General features: G+C 71.7%; 18 protein-coding genes. 7 read left to right on the forward strand and 11 right to left on the reverse strand.

Annotated elements, in window-relative coordinates; genetic code table 11:
• Positions 1 to 6: 6 nt before the first annotated feature.
• Genes ACIBVQ_RS00955 through aceB form a run of 5 tightly spaced genes read right to left on the reverse strand, consistent with a single transcriptional unit; the run spans position 7 to position 6,405 of the window.
• Entirely contained in the window at positions 7 to 789 is a 783-nt protein-coding gene (locus tag ACIBVQ_RS00955; protein WP_352008573.1) for an IclR family transcriptional regulator, read from the reverse strand.
• Positions 790 to 834: 45 nt separating this feature from the next.
• Positions 835 to 2,064: a (Fe-S)-binding protein gene (locus ACIBVQ_RS00960; RefSeq protein WP_399174854.1), complete on the reverse strand. Its 1,230-nt coding sequence runs from the start codon at positions 2,062 to 2,064 to the stop codon at positions 835 to 837.
• Between the two features lies 1 nt (position 2,065).
• The gene (locus ACIBVQ_RS00965) at positions 2,066 to 3,304 is read right to left on the reverse strand and encodes an FAD-binding oxidoreductase (protein WP_399174856.1); all 1,239 of its coding nucleotides are present in this window, start codon (positions 3,302 to 3,304) and stop codon (positions 2,066 to 2,068) included.
• Entirely contained in the window at positions 3,304 to 4,761 is a 1,458-nt protein-coding gene (locus tag ACIBVQ_RS00970) for an FAD-linked oxidase C-terminal domain-containing protein (protein ID WP_399174858.1), read from the reverse strand. The genes ACIBVQ_RS00965 and ACIBVQ_RS00970 overlap by 1 nt, the downstream gene beginning before the upstream one ends.
• Before the next feature lie 57 nt (positions 4,762 to 4,818).
• Positions 4,819 to 6,405, reverse strand: a complete 1,587-nt coding sequence (gene aceB / locus ACIBVQ_RS00975; protein ID WP_399174859.1) for a malate synthase A — start codon at positions 6,403 to 6,405, stop codon at positions 4,819 to 4,821.
• A 187-nt stretch (positions 6,406 to 6,592) separates the two neighbouring features.
• On the opposite strand from aceB, the gene ACIBVQ_RS00980 reads away from it, so the two are divergent.
• Both ACIBVQ_RS00980 and hflX read left to right on the forward strand, forming a co-directional pair.
• Positions 6,593 to 7,300: a DUF4097 family beta strand repeat-containing protein gene (locus tag ACIBVQ_RS00980; RefSeq protein WP_399174861.1), complete on the forward strand. Its 708-nt coding sequence runs from the start codon at positions 6,593 to 6,595 to the stop codon at positions 7,298 to 7,300.
• An 88-nt stretch (positions 7,301 to 7,388) separates the two neighbouring features.
• Positions 7,389 to 8,855, forward strand: coding sequence for a GTPase HflX (gene hflX, locus ACIBVQ_RS00985; RefSeq protein WP_399174863.1), 1,467 nt, complete (start codon positions 7,389 to 7,391; stop codon positions 8,853 to 8,855).
• Positions 8,856 to 8,904: 49 nt separating this feature from the next.
• On the opposite strand, the gene ACIBVQ_RS00990 is transcribed toward hflX, so the two are convergent.
• Genes ACIBVQ_RS00990 through ACIBVQ_RS01015 form a run of 6 tightly spaced genes read right to left on the reverse strand, consistent with a single transcriptional unit; the run spans position 8,905 to position 14,812 of the window.
• Positions 8,905 to 10,482 carry a fused response regulator/phosphatase gene (locus tag ACIBVQ_RS00990; RefSeq protein ID WP_362910815.1) on the reverse strand — a complete coding sequence of 526 codons (1,578 nt, stop codon included), beginning with the start codon at positions 10,480 to 10,482 and terminating at the stop codon, positions 8,905 to 8,907.
• A complete protein-coding gene (locus ACIBVQ_RS00995; RefSeq protein WP_399174865.1) occupies positions 10,479 to 12,179 on the reverse strand; it encodes a hybrid sensor histidine kinase/response regulator in 1,701 nt (566 codons plus the stop codon). The genes ACIBVQ_RS00990 and ACIBVQ_RS00995 overlap by 4 nt, the downstream gene beginning before the upstream one ends.
• Entirely contained in the window at positions 12,176 to 13,186 is a 1,011-nt protein-coding gene (locus ACIBVQ_RS01000; RefSeq protein WP_352008581.1) for an ATP-binding SpoIIE family protein phosphatase, read from the reverse strand. The genes ACIBVQ_RS00995 and ACIBVQ_RS01000 overlap by 4 nt, the downstream gene beginning before the upstream one ends.
• Complete coding sequence (locus ACIBVQ_RS01005) at positions 13,174 to 13,575, reverse strand: anti-sigma regulatory factor (protein ID WP_352008582.1); 402 nt, start codon at positions 13,573 to 13,575, stop codon at positions 13,174 to 13,176. The genes ACIBVQ_RS01000 and ACIBVQ_RS01005 overlap by 13 nt, the downstream gene beginning before the upstream one ends.
• The gene (locus ACIBVQ_RS01010; protein ID WP_352008583.1) at positions 13,572 to 13,952 is read right to left on the reverse strand and encodes an STAS domain-containing protein; all 381 of its coding nucleotides are present in this window, start codon (positions 13,950 to 13,952) and stop codon (positions 13,572 to 13,574) included. The genes ACIBVQ_RS01005 and ACIBVQ_RS01010 overlap by 4 nt, the downstream gene beginning before the upstream one ends.
• The gene (locus ACIBVQ_RS01015; RefSeq protein ID WP_386190164.1) at positions 13,952 to 14,812 is read right to left on the reverse strand and encodes an STAS domain-containing protein; all 861 of its coding nucleotides are present in this window, start codon (positions 14,810 to 14,812) and stop codon (positions 13,952 to 13,954) included. The genes ACIBVQ_RS01010 and ACIBVQ_RS01015 overlap by 1 nt, the downstream gene beginning before the upstream one ends.
• 714 nt (positions 14,813 to 15,526) lie before the next feature.
• Between ACIBVQ_RS01015 and hutI the strand changes: the two genes are divergently transcribed.
• The 5 genes from hutI (at position 15,527) to ACIBVQ_RS01040 (ending at position 21,923) form a co-directional block, all read left to right on the forward strand.
• Positions 15,527 to 16,711, forward strand: coding sequence for an imidazolonepropionase (hutI, locus tag ACIBVQ_RS01020; protein WP_399174868.1), 1,185 nt, complete (start codon positions 15,527 to 15,529; stop codon positions 16,709 to 16,711).
• Between the two features lie 250 nt (positions 16,712 to 16,961).
• Positions 16,962 to 17,957 (forward strand): helix-hairpin-helix domain-containing protein, encoded by a 996-nt coding sequence (locus tag ACIBVQ_RS01025; RefSeq protein WP_399174870.1) that lies wholly within the window; start codon positions 16,962 to 16,964, stop codon positions 17,955 to 17,957.
• Positions 17,954 to 20,356, forward strand: coding sequence for a ComEC/Rec2 family competence protein (locus ACIBVQ_RS01030; RefSeq protein ID WP_399174872.1), 2,403 nt, complete (start codon positions 17,954 to 17,956; stop codon positions 20,354 to 20,356). The genes ACIBVQ_RS01025 and ACIBVQ_RS01030 overlap by 4 nt, the downstream gene beginning before the upstream one ends.
• A gap of 227 nt (positions 20,357 to 20,583) precedes the next feature.
• Positions 20,584 to 21,012, forward strand: coding sequence for a protein-tyrosine phosphatase family protein (locus ACIBVQ_RS01035; RefSeq protein ID WP_399174874.1), 429 nt, complete (start codon positions 20,584 to 20,586; stop codon positions 21,010 to 21,012).
• On the forward strand, positions 21,009 to 21,923 hold the full coding sequence (locus ACIBVQ_RS01040; protein ID WP_399174876.1) for a phosphotransferase family protein: 915 nt from the start codon (positions 21,009 to 21,011) through the stop codon (positions 21,921 to 21,923). Before ACIBVQ_RS01035 ends, ACIBVQ_RS01040 begins: the two co-directional genes overlap by 4 nt.
• The last annotated feature ends 5 nt before the right edge of the window (positions 21,924 to 21,928 follow it).

Consider the following 21,928-nt stretch of genomic DNA (forward strand, 5'->3'; position numbering starts at 1 on the left):
GCGGGGTCACGCGCCCAGCGCGGTGCCGAAGTCGCGGGCGATCCCCCGCATGCCCTCCGCGAGCTCCTCCCGGTCGAGCGCCTCGATCCGCCCGGCCGGGCCGGAGATCGACATCGCGGCGACCGTGCGCGAGCCGTCGCGCACCCCGACGGCCAGGCAGTGCACGCCGAGCTCCTCCTCGCCCAGGTCCATGGCGTAGCCCCGCTCACGCACCCGCCGCAGCTCCTCCAGCATGCCGGGCAGGTCGACGACCGTGTTGGCGGTGCGCCTGGGCATGCCGGTGCGCCCGACCAGCGCCGCCACCTCGTCGTCGGCGCGGTCGGCCATCAGGACCTTCCCCACCGCCGTGCTGTGCGGCAGCACCCGCCTGCCGACCTCGGCGAACATCCGCAGCCTCCGGGGAGAGGGCACCTGGGCGACGTAGACGACGAAGTCACCTTCGAGCACCGCCAGGTTGGCCGTCTCACCGGACAGTTCGACCATCCTCGTGAGATACGGCTGCGCCAGCGTCGCGACCATGCGCTCGGCGACCCCGCCGAGCCGTACCAGGGCACCGCCGAGCGCGTAGCGGCGGTCGGACTCCTGACGTACGTAACCGCGCGCCAGCAGGGTGCGCAGCAACCGGTGGATCGTCCCGTACGGCAGGCCGGTCCCGGCCGCGATCTCGGAGAGCCCGGCCTCCCCACCCCGTTCGGCGAGCGCCTCAAGCACGTCGAGCGCCCGGTCGACCGACTGCACGGTGCCGCCCGGGGAGGCCGGGGCGGCGGCTCCGTGTCGTGCGTCGCTCATATCCGTTTTGTCCATGCGGTCCGTTCCTGTTCCTTGTTCCCGCGTTCACCACGCCCGGTCCAGTCCGCGCAGGGAGGCGTCAAGCACCTGGGCGACGTGCGCGACAGGGATCGGGTCCATGCCGCGGCGGCGGACGGCCGAGGTGATCTGCAGGGTGCAGCCGGGGTTGGCCGAGACCAGCAGGTCGGCGCCGGTGGCCAGCACCCGTTCCGCCTTGCGGTCGCCGAGGTCGCGCGCGGCCTCGGGCTGCAGGAGATTGTAGGTCCCCGCGGAACCACAGCAGATGGACGATTCGGCGATCTCCACCAGCCTGAGCCCGGGCACGGCCGACAGCAGCGCCCTGGGCTGGGCACGGATTCCCTGGGCGTGCGCCAGATGACAGGCGTCGTGATAGGCCACGGTCAGCGGCAGCGGGTGCCGCCGGGCCACGGGGCCGAGCTCGGCGAGGTACTCCGACAGATCCACGACCCTGACGGCCCCGGCCCGTTCCGGCCCGAGCAGGTCGCCGTACTCCTTCATGGTCGATCCGCAGCCCGCGGCGTTGACCACGACCGTGTCCACTCCCGCGCGCTCGAAGGCCGCCATCGTCCGATCCGCGAGCCGTCCGGCCTGTTCCGGCCGTCCCGAGTGCAGGGACAGGGCCCCGCAGCAGCCCTGCGCGGGCGGGATCACCACCTCGCAGCCCTCCATCGCCAGCACCCTGGCGGTGGCCGCGTTGACCTGGGGGAAGAAGGCGCCCTGGACACAACCGGTGAGCATGCCGACCGTGGCCCTGCGCGGCCCGATCGGCCTGACCCTGTGCGGCAGCCGTACCCGGGCGGGGACCGGGGGCGCCAGCTCGGCCATCGCGGCCAGGGCCGGACTGATCCGCCCCAGCCTCGGGGCGAGCCTGCGGCGCACGCCCGCGGTGAGCCGCAGCGGCAGCCGCATCGCCCGCAGCCGCCGGGGATAGGGGAACAGCCGGAAGACCAGGGCACGCAGCACCCGATCCTGGAGCGGCCTGCGGTGGACCCGTTCGACCTCGGCCCTGGTCTGTTCGATCAGCCGGTCGTACCTCACCCCGGACGGGCAGGCCGTCACGCACGCCATGCACCCGAGGCAGGCGTCGAAGTGCCCGGCCATCTCCGGGGTCAGGGGCGTGCCCTCCACGTGCTGGCCCATGAGGTGGATCCGGCCACGAGGGGAGTCCATCTCCTCGCCCCACAGCACGTAGGTCGGGCACGTCGGCAGGCAGAACCCGCAGTGCACGCAGTCGCCGATCAGCTCAGGGTCCATCTCAGATCCCTCCGACGAACCGGCCGGGGGACATCCTCCGGTCCGGGTCGAACCGCTCCTTGACCCGCCGCATCAACGGCAGCGCGCCGCTCGGCCCCCACCTGTCGATCCCCTCGTCCCGTCCGTACGGCGCGGCGAGGACGACCAGGTGGCCGCCGAGCACGCCGAGCCGGTCGCGTACGGCCGGGACGAACGCCGGGAGCGCCTCCGGCGGTGGGGCGGCCCACAGGACCCCCGAGGCGGCCGAGCCCCGGATCCGGGCGGACGGCTCACACGTCGTGACCGCCCGCAGCGCCCGGCCGACCTCGGCGGGAGGCAGGCGCAGCTCGCACAGCGCCCCGCCGGGGTCACCGGGCAGGGTGTTCCACCAGCCGGGCGCGCCGTTCCCGGTCCACGCAGGACGTCCGCGCGCCAGTTCCCGTACGGCCGTCGCCCGCTCCCCGGCCGCCGTCCCCTCGACGAGGGCCGTGACGAGCGGCCCGTCCCCGTCTCCCGGCCAGTCGACCTCGACGGCGCAGGGTTCGGCCTGCGAGGCGGTCAGGTCGGCCACGAGCCCGTCGAGGGCCGTGAACGGGTCCGGCTCCCGGCCGAGCCAGACGGTGATCCAGCGGCGCTCCGGCGGGGACGGATGGAGGCGGAAGACGGCCTCGGTGACGACCCCGAGCGTGCCGTAGGAGCCGCACAGGAGCTTGCCGAGGTCGTAGCCCGCGACGTTCTTGACGACCCGGCCGCCGGAGGTCGCGGCCGTGCCGTCGGCCAGGACCACGGTGACGCCGATCAGCAGGTCGCGGGCGGTGCCGTACCTGAACCTTCGGGGGCCCGCGACGCCGGTGGCGAGCGTGCCGCCGACGGTTCCCGCGCCGAGCGGGTTGTCCAGGGCAAGTTCCTGGGCGACGCCGGGGAAGGAGGCCAGCGCGCCGAGGGGGAGGCCGGCGCAGACCCTGACGACCAGGTCGCCGGGGGAGTGCTCGACGGTCGTCTCACCGTCGAGGGTCAGACGGCCGGTGCGGAGCAGCAGGTCGCAACGCTCGGGAGGGTTCCCCCAGGCCAGCTTCGTGCCGTCCCCGGCGGGGACGACGGCGAGGTCGTGCCCGGCCGAGACCCGCATCAGCGCGGAGACCTCGGCGGTGGTCCTCGGCAGCGCGACCCAGCGGGGCATGACCCCGGCGACGGCGTCCCCGGGCTCCGCGGGCCGGACCGTCACGCCCGTTCCGCGCAGCGCCTCGAACGGGGCCGTCATCAGAACTGCTCCGCCTGGCCGGACTCGACCAGCGGGTGCGCGCCTTTGCGCACCCCGGGGACCTCGCCGCACAGCCGTGGGGTCGGGAAGATCTTTCCCGGGTTCGACAGGCCCGCCGGGTCGAAGGCACAACGCACCAGCTGCATGGTCGCGAGATCCTCGTCAGAGAACATTTTCGTCATATATCGGGACTTGTCGACGCCTACGCCGTGCTCCCCGGTGATCGAGCCGCCATGCTCGACGCAGAGGTCGAGAATCCTGCCGGAGACCAGCTCGGCACGCTCGGCCGCCCCGGGCTCACCGTCGTCGAACAGCACCAGCGGATGCAGGTTGCCGTCCCCGGCGTGGAAGACGTTGGCCACCCGGATGCCGTGCTCCAGGGAGATGCGGTCGATGGCAGCCAGCACCTCCGGCAGCGCGGTCCTGGGCACCACCCCGTCCTGCACGATGTAGGCCGGGCTGATCCGGCCGACCGCCGCGAAGGCCGACTTGCGGCCCTTCCAGACGGCCGCCCGCTCCGCCGGGTCCGCCGCCGTGCGCAGCTCGAAGGCACCGTTCTCCTCACAGATCCGCCGCACCTCGGCGAACTGGTGCGCGACCTCGGGGGCGGGGCCGTCCAGTTCGACGATGAGCACGGCCCCGGCGCCCTCGGGGTAGGCGCAGGCGACCGCCGCCTCCGCGGCCTCGATCGCCAGGGCGTCCATCATCTCGATCGCCGCGGGCAGGATGCCGCCGCCGATGATCGCCGAGACCGCCCGGCCGCCTCCCTCGACGTCGTCGAAGGCCGCCAGCAGCGTCGTCACGGCCTGCGGGGCCCGTGTCAGCCGGACGGTGACCTTGGTGGTGACGCCCAGCGTGCCCTCCGAGCCGACGAAGGCACCCAGCAGGTCGTAGCCGGGATCGGTGCTCGACAGCTCGACGATGTCGCCGTCCGGGGTGACGACCTCCAGGGCGAGCACGTGGTTGACCGTGAAGCCGTACTTCAGGCAGTGGGCGCCGCCGGAGTTCTCCGCGACGTTGCCGCCGATGGAGCAGACCTGCTGGCTTGAGGGGTCGGGCGCGTAGTAGTAACCCAGGTCGCGGACCGCCTCGGTGATCGCCAGGTTGGTGACCCCGGGCTCGACGACGGCACGCCGGTTCGGCAGGTCGACCGACAGGATCCGCCGCATCCTGGAGGTGACGACGAGCACCCCGTCCGTCCTCGGCAACGCCCCGCCGGACAGGCCGGTCCCCGCGCCCCTGGCCACGAACGGCACGCCGTGGCGGACGCAGACCCGCACCACGGCCGCGACCTGCTCGGCGGTCTCCGGCAGCACGACGACGCCGGGACTCGCGCGATGGTGGGTCAGGCCGTCGCACTCGTAGGTGCGCAGCCGTACGGGATCGGTGATCACCGAGCCGGGGCCGAGGATCTCCAGGAACCGCCGGACCGGTTCGTCGAGGGTCTTCTCCGGCATCGCGCCTCCCTTCCCCTGCGGGGCCCGCCGGTCCCGGGCCCCGCGGTCGCGATCGCCTCAGGGCATGCGGGCGTAGGCGGGCAGCGTCAGGAACTCGGCGAAGTCGTCGTCGAGGGCGACCTCCTTGAACAGGGCGGTCGCCTGGGCGTAGCGCTCGGCGTCGTAGCCGGGCTGCGCGGCGATCCCGGCGAGCTCCTCCTTGATGATCCGCTCGACGAGTTCCCGTGTCACCTGGGCGCCGGTGTCGGCGAGCCGGATGTCGTTGTGGATCCACTGCCAGACCTGGGAACGGGAGATCTCCGCGGTCGCCGCGTCCTCCATCAGGTTGTGGATGGCCACCGCGCCCTGGCCGCCCATCCAGGCCGCGAGGTAGCGCAGCGCCACGTCGACGTTGTTGCGCAACCCGGCCTCGGTGATCTCACCCGGGGTCTTGGAGACCGCGAGCAGGTCGGCGGCCGAGACCGAGACGTCCTCGCGCAGCCGGTCGAGCTGGTTGGGCCGCTCGCCGAGGACGGAGTCGAAGACCTCGCGGCAGACCGGGACCAGGTCGGGGTGGGCCACCCACGAGCCGTCGAACCCGTCGCCCGACTCACGGGTCTTGTCCGCGGTGACCTTCTCCAGCGCGACCTTGTTGACCTCGGGGTCACGGCGGGAGGGGATGAACGCGGCCATGCCGCCGATGGCGTGGGCGCCGCGCCGGTGGCAGGTGCTCACGAGCAGCTCGGTGTAGGCGCGCATGAAGGGGGCGGTCATGGTCACCGCGTTGCGCTCGGGCAGCAGGAACTCCCTGCCCCGGGTGCGGAACTTCTTGATCACGCTGAACAGGTAGTCCCAGCGGCCCGCGTTGAGCCCCGCGGAGTGCTCGCGCAGCTCGTAGAGGATCTCCTCCATCTCGAAGGCGGCCGGGTAGGTCTCGATCAGGACGGTCGCGCGGATCGTGCCCCGCGGGATGCCGAGCAGCTCCTGGGCCCTGACGAAGACGTCGTTCCAGAGGCGGGCCTCCTGGTGCGACTCCATCTTCGGCAGGTAGAAGTAGGGGCCCCTGCCCTTGTCGATCTGCCGCCGCGCCGAGTGGAAGAAGTACAGGCCGAAGTCGACCAGCGAGCCGGAGAACGGCTCACCGTCGAGGGTGAGGTGTTTCTCCTCCAGGTGCCAGCCACGCGGGCGGACCACGATCGTCGCGAGTTCCTCGTCGGGCCTGAGCGCGTAGTCCTTGCCGCCGGCGGAGAAGTCGATGGTCCTGTCGAGCGCGTCACGCAGGTTGAGCTGGCCGTTGACCGTGTTCTCCCAGGTGGGGGCGTTGGCGTCCTCGAAGTCCGCCAGCCAGACCTTGGCCCCCGAGTTCAGCGCGTTGATCGTCATCTTGCGGTCGACGGGGCCGGTGATCTCCACCCTGCGGTCCTCAAGGCCGGGTGCGGGCGGGGCGACCCGCCACTCGGACTCGCGCACGTGCCGCGTCTCCGGCAGGAAGCCGAGGGTGCCGCCCGCGGACAGCTCCGCCTGGCGCGCCTGGCGGGCGCCCAGCAGCTCAAGGCGCCTGGCGCCGAACTCTCGCTGGAGTGTGGCCGTGAAGGCCAGCGCCTCCGGCGTGAGGATCTCGTCGAACCGGTCCGCCGACGGGCCGTGGATCTCAACGCCGTCCATGAGCATCCTTTCCATAGAGTGGAAAAACACTTCTGAATTGTGGAATAGACGCTACTCGATGGTCACCCAGGGGGCAAAGACCGGGGTCCCCGGAGGGACTTGTCGGGGGCTTCCCCGATGGAGAGCGGGCCGTCCTCCCGGAAGAGTTGGACATGTCCCGAACAGGGGTGAACGAGGAAGGTCGGAGATGCTGTCCAAGAGGAAGAACCTGGTCGCCGCGGGGGCGCTCGCCGGGGCGGTCCTGCTGCTGTCCGGCTGCAGGCTGAACGTCGACTTCGGCGACCGGAAGCAGTCCGTCGCCACCTACACCGTCGGTGGCGGCGTCACCGCCCTTGAGGCGTACGCGGAGGTGGGGGACATCGTGATCTCCGAGAGCGGGCAGCGGGAGGTCCGGGTGACCGAGACCCGCCACTGGGGCGGGGACGACAGGAACATCCCGAAGACCGAGCACCCCGTCGCGGGCGGCACGCTCACCCTGCGCTACGACTGCCCGGGCTCCTCGAACTGCTCGGTCGACTACCGGATCGACATCCCCAAGGGGCTCGCCGTCACCCTGGAGTCGACCGCGGGCGACATCACGATGCGCTCACTGACCGGCGAGGTGAACGCGAGCGCGGGCGCAGGCGGCATCGAGGGCAACGATCTGGGAGGAAAGAGCCTCGTCGCGACCACCGGGGCGGGTGAGGTCAGGGTCAGGTTCGCCACGGCCCCCGGCCGCGTGGAGGTCGAGACCGGCACCGGCGACGCGACCGTACGGCTGCCGCAGGGCAGCTACAACGTCACGGCGGACACCGGGGTCGGCGAGGAGGTCGTCAAGGTCACCAACGACCCGGCCTCGCCCAACGGCGTCTCGGTGCGGACCGGCGCCGGGGACGCCAAGGTGCTGCCCGTGTGAGCCACACCGGATAACGGGATGAATACCCGGCCGTCCGCGTGGCACCATCATGGGAAGAGACACCGAGGTTCGGGCGTTCTCCCAGGAGATGACGCATACGAACCACGCACCTGAACGGAGCGACAACATAGACATTCGTGAGCCGCTGGAGATCGACCGATTCGACGACCTGCCGGAGATCGGCGAGATGGACCTGGCAGAGCGCCAGGCACTGCGCAGGGTCGCGGGGCTCTCGACGGAGCTTGAGGACGTCACCGAGGTCGAGTACCGCCGGCTGCGACTTGAACGAGTCGTCCTGGTCGGCGTCTGGACCTCGGGCACGGCGGCCGACGCCGAGAACTCCCTCCTGGAGCTGAAGCTCCTGGCCGAGACCGCCGGGTCGGAGGTCCTGGAAGGGCTGATCCAGCGCCGCCAGAAGCCCGACACCGCCACCTACATCGGCTCGGGCAAGGCGCAGGAACTCGCCGACATCGTCGCGGCGACCGGAGCCGACACCGTGGTGTGCGACGGAGAGCTGAGCCCCGGCCAGCTCCGTCAGCTTGAGGAGGTCGTCAAGGTCAAGGTCATCGACCGGACCATGCTGATCCTCGACATCTTCGCCCAGCACGCCAAGAGCCGCGAGGGCAAGGCGCAGGTCGAGCTGGCCCAGCTCAACTACCTGCTGCCGCGCCTGCGAGGCTGGGGTGGCAACCTGTCCCGCCAGGTCGGCGGACGCGCCGCGGGCGGCGTCGGCATCGGCGGCCGAGGCCCCGGTGAGACCAAGATCGAACTGGACCGCAGGCGCATCCGCGAGCGGATGGCCAAACTGCGCCGTCAGATCGCGGAGATGACCACCGCCAGAGAGACCAAGCGGGCGCGGAGGCTGTCGCGCGAGGTGCCCGCGGTGGCCATCGCCGGATACACCAACGCGGGCAAGTCCTCGCTGCTGAACCGGCTCACCAGCGCCGGTGTGCTGGTCGAGGACGCCCTGTTCGCCACGCTGGACCCGACGGTCCGCAGGGCGCACACGCCGGACGGCAGGCTGTTCACGCTGGCCGACACCGTCGGGTTCGTCCGGCACCTGCCGCACCAGCTGGTCGAGGCCTTCCGCTCGACGCTTGAGGAGATCGGCGACGCCGACCTGATCCTGCACGTGGTCGACGGCTCGCACCCCGACCCGGAGTCGCAGCTGGCGGCCGTGCGGGAGGTGGTCTCCGAGATCGAGGGCGCCCGCGACATCCCGGAGATCGTCGTCGTCAACAAGGCCGACGTCGCCGACCCCGTGGTGCTGGCCCAGCTGGAGGCCAGGGAGAAGCCCATCGTCGTGGTCTCGGCCCGCACCGGCGCCGGGATCGACGAGCTGATGGCGCTGATCGAGCGGGAGATGCCCCGTTTCGACCAGGAGGTCAGACTGCTGGTGCCGTACCAGCGGGGAGACCTGATCTCCAGGGCGCACAAGGAGGGCGAGGTGCTGGGCATCGAGCACACCGGTGACGGCACGATCCTGCACGCCAGGGTCCTGCCCTCGCTCTTCGCCGAGCTGGAGCGGACCGCCAAGCCGGTCGAGACCGTCTGAGAGAGACCCTGAGCCCCGTCCCGCCGTTCCCCGGCGGGGCGGGGCTCTCTCACTCCGTGCCGCGCCGGAAGACCACCAGCGCCACGTCGTCCTCCCGGGCGCCGAACCGCCTGATCAGCCGTTCGCAGAACAGTTCGAGGTCGTCCTCGACCGTGTCCGCCAGCTGCCGTACGATCTCCAGGCTCTCGTCGAGGAGCTTGTCGCGGTCCTCGACCAGGCCGTCGGTGAACATCAGCACCGCCCCGCCCTCGGGAACGACCAGCCGGTCGACCCGGTAGGTCTCCTCGGCCACGCCGAGCAGGAGATTGCCCAGGCGGTCGTAGCGGGCCCGGCCGTCACCGATGAGCAACGGGGGGATGTGGCCCGCGTTGGCGACCTCCATGCACCCGGTCGCCGGGTCGATCAGCGTCAGGCACACGGTCGCGGTCATGCCCGGGTGATAACGCCGTAGCACGTCGTTGAGCAGTCCCATGGACGCGCCCAGGTCGACGGTGCCGATGAGCGAGGCCCGCAGCGCGTGACGCAGCTCCGCCATGACCGTCGCGGCCAGCAGGGAGTGCCCCTGGACGTCCCCGATCGCGATGAGCACGCGTTCACCGAGCCGCAGGACCTCGTAGAAGTCGCCGCCGACCTCCACGTTGTCCACCGCGGGCTGGTAACGCCAGCTGATCTCCAGACCGGGCACCTCGGGAATCCTGGCGGGCAGCAGGCTGCGCTGCAGGGTGAGGGCTATCGCGTGCTCCTCGGCGTAGGCGCGCAGCGCGTCGAGCGCCAGGGCCAGCGCCTGGCCGAGCTGCCGCAGGACGTTCGACTCGTCCTGGCCCAGCTCCGGCGTCGCCTCGACGCCGAGGAAGACCGGCGGCCTGCCCCCCTTCGTACGGCAGAGCACCCCCCGCACGTCGCCCTTGAGGTCCGCGTCGGGGATCAGCCGCAGCCAGTCGCTCGCCAGGACGGTGAAGACCCGGGTTCCCGCCGCGTTGCCCAGCGACATGGCGTCCAGCGCGGGCAGGGTCGTCGCGGTCACGTTCCGGGAGACGGCGCAGCCAGGAGGCAGCGCGGTGTATCTGCGGACGCGCCCGTCGGGCGGCAACGCCAGAGCGCCCGCCTGCCTGCCGAGGATCCTTGAGGTGCCCTCGACGGCCGTGACGAGGAGTTCGTCGAAGGTGTCCGCCGAGTTCATCGCGAGGGTGACCTCGGTGAGCGCGGCCAGCCGTTCGGCGATCCGCTCGGCCCGCTGCCTGGCTCGGTAGTAGCGCAGCGTCGCCTCGACCGTCGCGGCGAACTCGTCGGGTTCGACCGGCTCGGCCAGATAGGCGTCCGCCCCCCGTTCGAGCCCGTGCGCCCGGTCGGCCGGGGTGATCGCCGCCCCGGAGATCTGGACGACCGGGATCGAGGCGGTCACCGGATCGGCCTTGATCTGCTCGCACACCTCGTGCCCGCTGATGTCGGGCAGCCGTACGTCGAGGACGACCAGGTCGGGCCGAAGCTCCCTGACCTTGGCGAGCGCCTCGACGCCGCCCGTCGCCTGCAGTACCTCGTGTCCCGCGCGCCGCAGCCAGCTCGACAGGATGTACAGCTTGGTCGGGGTGTCGTCGACGACGAGCACCCTCGCCTGCGCCTGGTTCACCGTGCCTCCGCCTGCTCCAGGGCGTGGCGCAGGGCCGCGAGCAGGCTGTCCCTGCGCAGACCCTGCTTGGGGACGACCGCGCTCGCCTCCTGCGGGTACTGGTGCGAGCCCGCCGCGGTGACCACGACGACCGGCACCCGCCGCAGCCGCTCGTCCCGCGCCATCCGCTGCAGCAGGGCCCCGCCGTCCAGCCTGGGCATGAGAAGGTCGACCAGGGCGATGTCCGGCGGGTTCGCCGCCATCGTCTCCAACGCCACCAGGCCGTCGGCGGCCTCGTCGACGTGCGCGGCGACCCCGGAGAGCATCCGCCGTACGGTCGCGCGGAACTCCGCGTCGTCGTCGGCGACGAGCACCCGCCCGACGGAGGGCATTGCGTCGTCGCGGCTGGGCAGCCTGAGCGTGACCGTCGTCCCCGCACCCGCCACACTGGACAGCCTGAGCGTGCCGCCCATCGCCTCGGCCAGCCTGCGGGCGTACGGCAGGCCGAGCCCGGTGCCCTTCGTCCTGACCTGGATCGGCCCCGGCACCTGGTAGAACTCCTCGAAGACACGCTCCTGGTGCTCCTCGGGAACGCCGATCCCGGTGTCGGTGACCAGCAGGACGACCTCGTGGGTCGCGGCGTCGAAGCTCACGTCGAGCGTGACCTCGCCCTCCTCGGTGAACTTCAGCGCGTTGGACAGCAGGTTGCGCAGCACCCGGGTGAGCATCGTCTCGTCGACGAGCATCTCCCGCGCGTCGTGCGCGATCCGCGTCGTCAGGCGCACCCGGTTGCCGCCGGTCGGGCGCAGTGACATGCGCAGCCGTTCGGCCAGGGCGACCAGGTCCACCTGGGACGGTTGCGGGTCCAGCCGTCCCGCCTGCGCCTTGGCCATGTCGAGCAGCTCGCTCACCAGGTTGAGGAGCGTCTCCGCCGAGGAGCCGATGAGCTGGATCTGGTGGAGCTGCTCGTCGGCCAGCGGCTCCCCGCCGGGGCCGACCAGGAGCCGTACCAGGCCGATGATCGAGTTGAGCGGGGTGCGCAGTTCGTGGCTGACCGTGGCCCAGAACCGGTCCTTGGCGGTGCTCGCCTCCCTGAGCTGGGCGGACTTCTCATCCAGCTCGGCGTAGAGCGCGACGACGCCGCGGTTGGTCTCCTCAAGCTCCTCGGAGAGCTGGTTGTACAGCGCGAGCACACCCTGGTTGGTCTCCTGCAGCTCGGCGTTGAGCTGGATGACCTCCTCCAGGGTCGCGGCCAGCTCGTGGTTCTGCTGGCGCAGCTCGTCCAGGGCGGTCGTGGGGGTCAGCTTCGCGAGCCTGGCGCGTATCTCCTCGACCGACGGCCTCGGCCGGCCCGGAGGAAGCCGTTTGAGCATGCTTATCGTTCCCCTGGCGGGACTCAGCTCGATCGCGTCGACGAGACGCCCCGCCAGCGTCACACCGTCCGCCGTCTGGACGGCGGCCTGCTCGGGCAGGCCGATCCTGACGACCAGGCTGTCCTGCCCCAGAAGGAAGGTGGCGAACGTCTCCGTCGTCTCGCCCAGCACCTCGCGGCCGATCTCACTCAGCGCCGTGGCCATGCGGATCTGGTCCTGGGTCTCAAGGCCCACGGCCTCGGCGACGTCGCGGCCGAGCTTGCGCATGGCGAACACGTCCCGCTCGTCGCGGACGGGGACGCTGATCAGCTCCTCGCCGTCGGGTACCGAGCCCCCGCGGTTCACAGAGCGGGCCTCACGGCCACCACGCAGGCGTCGTCCCTGCGCGTGCCCGCGTCCCTCAGCAGCGTGGCGGCGACCACCGAGGGGGCCCGGGTGGCGAGCCCCGGGTAGGCGGAGATGTCCCAGCGGTCGGACAGGCCGTCCGAGTGGAGCACGACCACGCTGTGCGGCGGCGCGGTGTACTCGTACTGGCGCAGGGTCCTGGCCTGGTGGCCCGCGATCCCCGGCACCGAGATCATGCCCTGCCTGCCGTCGTGGCCCGCGATCCAGGCGGAGACGTTGCCCAGGCCCGCGAAGCCGACCGTGCCCGTGACCCGGTCGACGCGGGCGACGGCGACGGCGCCGCCCCTGGTCTGGCCGAGCCCCCGGTGGAGGCGTTCCAGGATGTCCCCGGGCGCCAGGGCGGCGTGTTCCGTGAACAGCCGTACGGCCTTCCGCGAGGCGTGGGCGGCGGCGGGGCCGTGGCCGAGGCCGTCGCAGAGCATCACGGTCACCGAGGTGCCCGAGTCCGAGGCCGCGAACGCGTCACCGCAGACGCTCTCCTCGCCGATCGGGCGCGTCACGCCGCTGACCCGGCAGGCAGGCTTGGGGCTCTGACGTGCGGTGAAGTACATGCCGAGCACAGTGCCCCGTCCCGGTACCGAGTGAACCTCGTAGCCGGTGGCCATCCGCGCGATGCCGCCCATGCCGATGCCGAGGGTTCCCGCCGTCGAGTAGCCGTCGCGCAGGGCGCGGGCGACGTCGCGCATCCCCGGCCCCCGGTCCACGGCGACGACCTCGACCGCCGAGCCGAGCTCGGGGTGGGGACGGATCAGCATGGTGCCCTCGACCGCGTGCTTGACCAGGTTGGAGGCCGCCTCGCTCACAGCCACGGCGACCCGTCCGGTGTCCTCCTCGTCGAACCCCCGGTTCTCGGCGAGCACGACCGCGGCGCGGCGCAGGGAACCGATGGCGCTGGCGTCCTCGGCCCTGGCCCACACGTCGTCTTGGGAGACGATCACCTCGCCCATTTCGTCACCGTGATGAGCGTGCCCTCTCCTGGAGCCGACTTCAGGTCGAACTCGTCGACCAGCCTGCGGGAGCCGCTGAGCCCGAGCCCGAGGCCGCCGCCGGTGGTCCATCCGTCGGTGAGGGCCTGCTCGATGTCCGGAATGCCGGGACCCTCGTCGCTGAAGGTCAGGCGCAGCCCCTTGCGTAGACCGTTGTGCACGATCTCGACGCGGACCCGGCCGCCGCCCGCGTAGACCAGCGCGTTGCGGGCCAGCTCGCTGGCCGCGGTCACGACCTTGGTCTGGTCGACGAGGGACAACCCCACGTCCACGGCCACGGTCCTGACGTGCTGGCGTACCAGGACGACGTCGCTGTTGCCGTTGACGGGCAGTTCTGCGGGGGTGGTCACCGGGCAGCCGTGGCGATCTGGGCGCCTTCGAGATGGTTCAGCAGCGCGACACCCTTCTCAAGGTTCAGCGCGGTGCGCACGCCACCGAGGGAAAGCCCGAGCTCCACGAGGGTGATCGCCACCGCGGGACGCATCCCGACGACCACCGTCTCGGCGTCGAGCATGCGGGAGATCGCCGCGATGGTCGCCAGCATGCGCCCGATGAACGAGTCGACGATCTCGACGGCGGTGATGTCGATGATCACTCCTCGGGCCCCCGTCGCGACGACCTTGTCGGCCAGGTCCTCCTGCAGGGCCAGGACGCCCTGGTCCTGCAGGTCGATCTGGATGGAGACGATCAGGATGTCTCCGAGCTTGAGGATGGGGACGCGGTCCATCATCCCTCCTCGGTCCGTACGGCGACGCGGGTCTTCCTGCTGGCGAACTCCACGCCACTGCGCCGCAGCGCGTGCGCCAGGGCGTCGGCGAGGGAGGCCTTGGTCACGATGTCACCGAACTCGATGCCCAGGGTGACGATGGTGTGGGCGATCTGCGGGCGGATGCCGGAGATCACACACTCCGCGCCCATCAACCGCGCCGCGACCACGGTCTTGAGGAGGTGCTGGGCGACCTGGGTGTCCACCGCGGGCACACCGGTGATGTCGATGACGGCGTGTTCGGAGCCGGTGTCGACCAGCGTCTGCAGCAGCTTCTCCATCACCACCTGGGTCCTGGCCGAGTCGAGCGTGCCGACCAGCGGCACCGCGACGATGCCCTCCCAGAGCTTGACCACCGGGGTGGACAGTTCGAGGAGCTGCTCCGCCTGGTCGACGATCACCTTCTCCCTGGCGGCGGCGTAGTTCTCTATGGTGAACAGCCCCAGGTCGTCGATGAGCCGGGAGAACCAGATGAACCCCCGCAGGGCCTCGGGGGAACCGTCCGCCTCCACGCTCTCGTAGACCGCCTCCTTCAGGCCGAACACCACGACGGCGGTCTCCGAGGGCGTGAAGCCCTGGCGGGCGCGGCTGCGGGACAGCTCGGCGAGCAGGCCGTGCAGGTCGCTGGAGCCGCCCTCCTCACCGAGTGACCGCCGTAGCGCCTGGAGCAACTCGTGCAGCTGTCCCCTCAGGGCGGCACGGTCCACGTTGCCCGCCGAGGAGGAACCCGCTATTTCCTGCCAGCGCCGGAGAACGTCCTCCTCGTTGTCCTGCAGCAGCTGTTCTATGCGACGCCGACCGGCGTCTGCGGAGACGGACAAGATGACTCCCATGCGTACGGCTGACAGACGGCTCGCACGAAAGGCTACATGGCATGTCCGTTTTGGAAGCCGGGCAGAGGTTCCCCCGGCATGGTCCGCCGGTCCGGCGAGGGGCTTCGCGCCGGTGCGTGACTCGCGGACGTTCGAGAGGTGTGATACCGAGACCTGGTTCCAACAGCCTAGATAGATGGCTTGTCCTATTTCAATGGAAAAGCTTGCCTTGATGGGGCTTTGTGGGGTGCACTATTGGTCTCTGAAAATCGTACAAAAGCCCCAAAGGCGACAGTGGTCGGGCAAGGTTTGGATTGCTACCATAAGGCAAATCCAGCGGAGAGCTGGGGTGCAAGTTGCCTCGGTGACCGCTGTTACGGATGGATGAGAAGTGGCTTGAGCTGCGCAGATGCGTTCAGGTCGCACGGGGCCGTGCAGCCGGTGGTTCGGGTGTGGCCACGGTGAAGCGGTGGTTCTTCCCAATTAGCCTGTACAGCGAGCTCACTTGTGAAATAACGTAACTGAACTGAAATCGCCTGATCATGATCTCGGCGATACTGTCGCCGCACAACGATATGCGGATGAGAGCAGGAGACCCCCGATGTCGTCCGGACTCACAGCGAACCCAGCAGGCATGACGCTCCGCGTCCGCCAGGCCGGTTTGCCGTCTCCGGAAACGGCGTCCCTCCCGATGTCCTTCCCTGCGTGCAAGGCTGTGATGCGATGACGGTCCGCCTTCTGACCAACATCGGCCGGCTCTGGACCGGTAACGATGTGTGCAGCAATGCCGCGATCCTGGTGCACAACGACCGGATCGCCTGGGTCGGGCGAGCCGCGGACCTGCCACAGAGCGTTCCCGGGGTGGTCGACGACATCGTCGACGTCGACCACGTCGAGAACCTTGGCGGTGCGCTGGTCACACCCGGCTTGATCGACGCCCACACCCACCCGGTGTACGCGGGCAACCGCTACGCCGAGATGGCCATGCGCTCCGGCGGCTCCAGCTCCTCGGCGATCACCGCGGCCGGCGGCGGCATCGGCTCGACCGTCACGGTGACCCGCGGCACCGACCCCTGGACCCTGTGCAACGGCGTCCGCGAACGCCTGCGCGAGTGGCTGCTCGCCGGCACCACGACCGTCGAGGCCAAGACCGGTTACCACCTCACCCGCGACGGCGAGCTCGCCGACGTGCGGCTGCTGCGCGAGCTTGAGAAGGAACCGATGATGCCGCGCGTGCACGTCACCTTCCTCGCCGCGCACGTCGTCCCGCCGGAGTACTTCGGCCGTCAGCGTGACTACGTCGAAGCGGTGGGCGCCTGGTGCGCCGACGCGGCGGCGGCCGGTGCCGACAGCGTCGACGTCTACTGCGACGAGGGGCACTTCACCACCGACGAGGCCCGCTGGGTCCTGGCGTCCGGCCGCAACGTCGGTCTGCTGCCGCGCGTGCACGCCGGGGCCTACAGCCGTCGCGGCGCGGTCCAGCTCGCCGCCGAACTCGGCTGCGCCTCGGCCGACCTGCTGCACCACACCTCCGACGAGGACATCTCGATCCTGTCCCGCTACGGTGTCCCCGCCGTGGTCTGCCCGGGAACCGCGCTCCAGCGCGGCAGTCTGCCGCCGGTCAGGCGCATGCTCGCCCAGGGCGTCACCGTCGCGCTCGGCAGCGACCACAACCCCGGGCACTGCGGGATCACCTCGATGGCCCTGGTCATCAGTCTCGCGGTGGCGGCCTTCGGGATGAGCGTCAACGACGCGCTGCGCGCGGCGACGCTCGGTGGCGCGACCGTGCTCGGCGTCCCCGACCGCGGCGTCCTCGCCCCCGGCAGACTGGCCGACATCGTCCAGTGGGACGCCGACCACGAGGGTGCCTTCGCCTGGGCGTTCGGCCTCAAGCCGCGCCGGGTCTGACGCGGCGGCACCCCCGTCCAGTAGGTCTTCCCCCGGCCCCCGGCACCTGCCGGGCGGCCGGGGTCACCGGTGACCTCCCGCGCCTCTTCCCATGGGGCGTGTTTCCCGTGCTCCCCCCCGTAGACCCCCACGGGGGGACGGCGTCGCGCGACTCAAGGGTTTTCCACAGGCGGTTCGTGAGACGTGGGGTTTTCCCCAGAACCGCGTTCGGTGGCCGGAGGGGCCACGGCGCCGCCGTACCGTCCTGGGCGTGCGGACAACAGATCAGGCCACCGAGCGGTTCACGGCAGGGGCACGGCTACGGCTTCTGACGGTCTCGGGCCCTCGCGAACCGGCCACCTTCCCCTCGCTTGCGGGGCGTCCCGGGAGCCGTGAGGCCCTGTTCCCCGAAGCCGGGGGCGGGACGGGGCCGTCATACGCCGGGGTGGCCTTCGGGGACGACCCGCCTTCCGCGGGCGGAGACGGCGAAGCCGCTCCGGACGGCGGTCCCAGGGGCGGAGGCGGTCCTGCGAACTGGTTGCGGTCGGCCCCGGTGCCGCCGTTCCCACCCTCCTTCGAGGCCCTCCGTACGGCCGTCGCAGCCCAGGGGCCGGTGCTCGGGCTCAGCCGTTCCGGGCTGCGAGCCCTCGTGCTCGTCGCGATCGTCGCCGCCGCGGTCGCGGGCGTCCACCTGTGGCTGTCCCGGCCGGAGTCGGAGCCCCTCGCGCCGCCCACACCGATCGCCGGTCCGTCCCCGGCCTCTCAGGAAACGGTGTCCCGTCCGCCCTCCGCACCGCTCACGACGGCGGTCCGGGCCGGGACCGGCCCTCCGGGGGTCCCCGAGGTCACCGTTCATGTCACCGGCAAGGTCCGTCGCCCAGGAGTGGTCACCCTGCCCGGCGGCTCCCGCGTCACCGACGCGCTCCGGGCTGTGGGAGGCGTGCGCGGAGGCGCTTCCTCGGGCTCCCTCAACCTCGCGCGCAGGCTGGTCGACGGAGAGCAGATCGTCGTCGGAGCGCCCAGGGCTCCGGGGGCCGTCGGCGCGATCGCGCCCGTCCCCGCCGACCCGGCGGCCGTCGTCCTCGACCTCAACTCCGCGACCCCGCAGCAACTGGAACAGCTACCCGGGGTCGGTGAGGTGCTGGCCCAGCGCATCGTCGAGTACCGCGACGGCCACGGGGGTTTCCGGGGGGTCGAGCAACTACGCGAGATCAGCGGCATCGGCGATCGGAAGTACGCCGACCTGAAGGACAGGGTCCACGTATGACCTGGTTGACCGGGCAGGCCGCGAACCTCGGTCAGGACACAGGCCAGGACACACCCGCGCGGGCGCACACCCTGCATCTGGTCCTGCCCGCCCTCGCCTCGTGGATGGCCGCTCTCGTGCTCGTGGGCTGCCCCGCGTCCATCGGGGCCTGCGCGGCTCTGACCGCCCTCGGCGGCGCGCTCCTGACGGCGGTGGCGATCCGCGCCCGGGGCCGTACGGCCTGGCGTGGGGTGGCACTCGCCGTGCTGGTGTGCGTGGCGGCAGCAGCCGGTGTGGTCGCCTTCCACGTGCACGCGGCCGATACGGGGCCGGTGGCCGAGCTGGCCCGGCGGCGGGTCTCGGCGACGTTCGAGGCGGTGGTGACGGACGACCCCCGGGAACGCGCCCAGCGTGGCGGCCTCTCCCGCAGGAGCGGCTTCGTGGTGCCCGCACGTGTCGAGGTGGTCAGGCAGACGTCCGGCACGGCGGGAGAACCGGGAGGTGCGGTGAGGCTGCGAGCCTCGGTCATCTTGCTGGCCACGGGAGAGGAGTGGCGTTCCCTGTTGCCCAGCCAGCGCGTAGCCGTACAAGGGCGGTTCGGGCCCGCGGAGCCCGGAGAACTGCTCGCCGCGGTGGTGCTGGTGCGGGGGCCGCCCCGGGTGCTGAGCGGGCCGTCGTGGGTCCAGCGCGTCGCCGGAGCGCTCCGTGCGGGGTTGCGTGAGGCCTCCGCGGTGCTTCCTCAGGGCCAGCGCGGCCTGCTGCCCGCACTGGTCGTCGGTGACATGTCCCAGATGGACGAACAGGTGAAGGCCGACTTCAAGCAGGCCGGCCTCAGCCATCTGACGGCCGTGTCCGGGGCCAACCTCGCAGTCGTGGCCGGGGCGGCCGTCGCGCTGGCCAGGATCATGGGCCTGCGTCTTCCGCTCAGGGCGGCGCTCGCCGTTCTCGCCATGGTCTTCTTCGCCGTCGTCGCCCGGCCTTCGCCCAGTGTGCTCCGTGCGCTGCTCATGGGCGGCGTCACCGCCCTGGCACTCGGTACGGGCCGCGCACGCGACGGCTTCGCGGCCCTGTCGGTGACCGTTCTGGGGCTGATCCTCTTCGACCCCGGCCTCGCGCGCTCCTACGGCTTCGCCCTGTCGGTCTTCGCGACCGGCGGCATCCTGGTGCTCGCGCCGCGCTGGCGGGACCGGCTCGCCGGGCGACTGCCCCGCTGGGCCGCGGAGGCGGTCGCCGTGCCCGCGGCGGCACAGGCAGCGGTCACCCCGGTGCTGGTCCTGATGTCAGGGCAGATCGCCCCGGTCGCCGTCCCCGCGAACCTGCTCGCGGGGCCCGCCGTGGCACCCGCGACGCTGCTCGGGTTCGCCGCCTCGCTGACCGCGCCGCTGCACATGGGCGCCGCGCGGTTACTGGCCCGCCCCGCGGGTCTGGCCACCGGGTGGATCGTCGGTGTGGCGGAACGCGCGGCGGGCCTTCCCCTGGCGGTGTTCCCATGGCCCGGTGGCCTCGCCGGACTGGCCGCGCTGCTGGTGGCCGCGTCGCTCGCCGTGCTGGCGCTGCGGCGCCGGTGGTCACGCCGGGTGGTCGCCGCGGTGGCCGTCGGGGTGCTCCTCGCCGTCGTCGTGGCCGGATCGGTCGTGACCCGTCGTTCCTCCGGAGGCTGGCTGCTGGTCGCGTGCGATGTGGGCCAGGGTGACGCGCTGCTGGTCGCCGCGGGTCCCGGTCGCGCCGTGGTGGTCGACACGGGGCCGGATCCCGTGCGGATGGACCGCTGCCTGAGGTCCATGGGGGTCAGGCAGGTCCCGCTCGTCGTCCTCACCCACCCGCACTTCGACCACGTCGGCGGCCTGGACGGGGTCTTCCGCGGCCGGCCGGTCGGAGCGGTCGTGGTCACCCCGCGCGATGTGGCCGAGCGCGAGAGCGTCCGGCTGAGCGCGGACCTGACCCGCCGGGGAGTCGCCGAGTGGACGGTGCAGCCGGGGACGCGGTGGCGCTTCGGCCCCTCGGAGCTCACGGTCCTCGCACCGTGGGACGGGACGTCCCCGCCAGGGGGAGGGGAGGGCACGACCATAAACAACGCCAGCGTCGTGCTGCACGTGCGCTGGGCGGCCGGTACCGCGTTGCTCAGCGGGGACGTCGAGACCGAGGCGCAGGCCGAGCTGCTCAGGAGAGGCCTGCCGCGGGCTGACATCCTCAAGGTCCCCCACCATGGTTCGGCGAGATATGACCCCGGCTTTCTCGCGGCCACCGGTGCTCGCGCGGCACTGATCAGCGTGGGTGCGGGCAACGACTACGGCCACCCGGCTCCCTCCACCGTCACCGGGCTGCTGGCGCTCGGTATGCGGGTCTATCGGACGGACCTGTCAGGCACGCTGACCGTGGTCGCACGGGAGGCGGGACTGGCCGTCGTCAGAGAGAGGTGACGTCTCTGGACGACCTTCGGCCCGGATACTCCCGGAGGAGTCGGGCGCCTTCGGGCGGATGCCGACGTCTTCGAGGAATCCCGGTGCTCTGGGACGTTCCCCGAGGCCTCGGCCGCCCTGGGACGGCCTGGACGCCGTCGGGCGGCCCGGCGTCTTGGGCGGCTTGAGTGCTCTCGGTGTCCATGGACGCCGATCGACGTGCCCGGCGGAGAGTTAGGCTTTGCTTCATGATCAAAACATGGGACGCCACGGCACCGGGGGTGATGAGACTGCCGTCGGGGCGGCTCGTCCGGGGCCGGGGCCTTCGGTACCCGCTTCCCGAGGGGGAAAGACCCGTCTTCGCGCTCTACCTTCTGGGACGACGGCCTCCCGCCGTCAGCTGGGAGCACCGCTGGCTCCGCTGGCCCGACTTCTGGCTTCCGTCCGACCGGACGGAGGCCGTCGAGGCGCTGCGCGAGGTCTGGGAACGTGCCGGAAGTGAGCGGGTCGAGGTCGCCTGCGGCGGTGGGCGTGGCCGTACGGGCACGGCTCTGGCCTGTGTCGCGGTGCTGGACGGGGTTCCGGCCCCGGAGGCGGTCGCCTACGTTCGTGAGCACTACGCCGCAGGGGCCGTCGAGACGCCCTGGCAGCGCCGCTACGTGGCCCGATTCCCATGACGACGGGAAACGACGGTCTTCCGGCCTGGCCGCTACCGGACGCGCCTGAGGACCTTGTCGTTCACGAAGGGCAGTTCCACCGGGTGATCGTCGGCGCGGACCGGGTCGTGTGCCTGCCGCGCACCAGGGCGGCGGCCTCCCGGCTGCCCCGGCGCGTGGAGGTGCTGCGGCTGCTCGCGGAACTCGACCTCGGGTTCGCCACGCCCTCGCCCCTGTTCGAACACGGCACCCGGTACACGGACGGGCGATCGGCCCCCGGGGGTGACGCCGGGGACGCGCTTCTCGGACACGGCACCGGAGACGTGGACGGATGGCCCTTTCTCGTCCTCAGCCGTGTTCCCGGGGCTCCGCTCGAGGTGAACACGCTCAAAGACCCCGCCGTGGCCGAGGCCGTGGCGGCACGGTACGTCACGCTGCTGGCCTCACTGGCCGGGGCGGGTTCGGACGAGAGGGCGCGGGCCGCCCTGACGGCGCCCCGGGACCGCTGGCGGTGTTTCGCGCAGGATGTCAGGAGTGAGCTGTTCGGGCTCATGTCGCAGGACGGGAGGCGGCGGGCAGACCGGGAACTCGTGGCCCTCGACGACCTTCCGCATCTCACCGACGCGCTGGTGCACGGCGACCTCGGTGTGGAGAACGTCCTGTGGGAGATCGTCGATGGACGGCCCCGGCTCGGCGGGGTGGTCGACTGGGACGAGGTCACGATCGGAGACCAGGCCGAGGACCTGGCGGCGATCGGCGCCGGTCACGGCGGGGCCTTCCTGAGACGGGTGTTCGCCCTCGGCGGCTGGTCCGGTGACACGGCGGCCCGTGTCACCGTGATCGGCCGGACCTTCGCCCTGCAGCAGGCCCTGTCCGCCTTCCGGGACGAGGACGAGGAAGAACTGGCGGACGGCCTGTCCGCCTACCGTTGAGCCCG

Source organism: Streptosporangium sp. NPDC049376, assembly GCF_044466505.1.
GTDB lineage: Bacteria > Actinomycetota > Actinomycetes > Streptosporangiales > Streptosporangiaceae > Streptosporangium.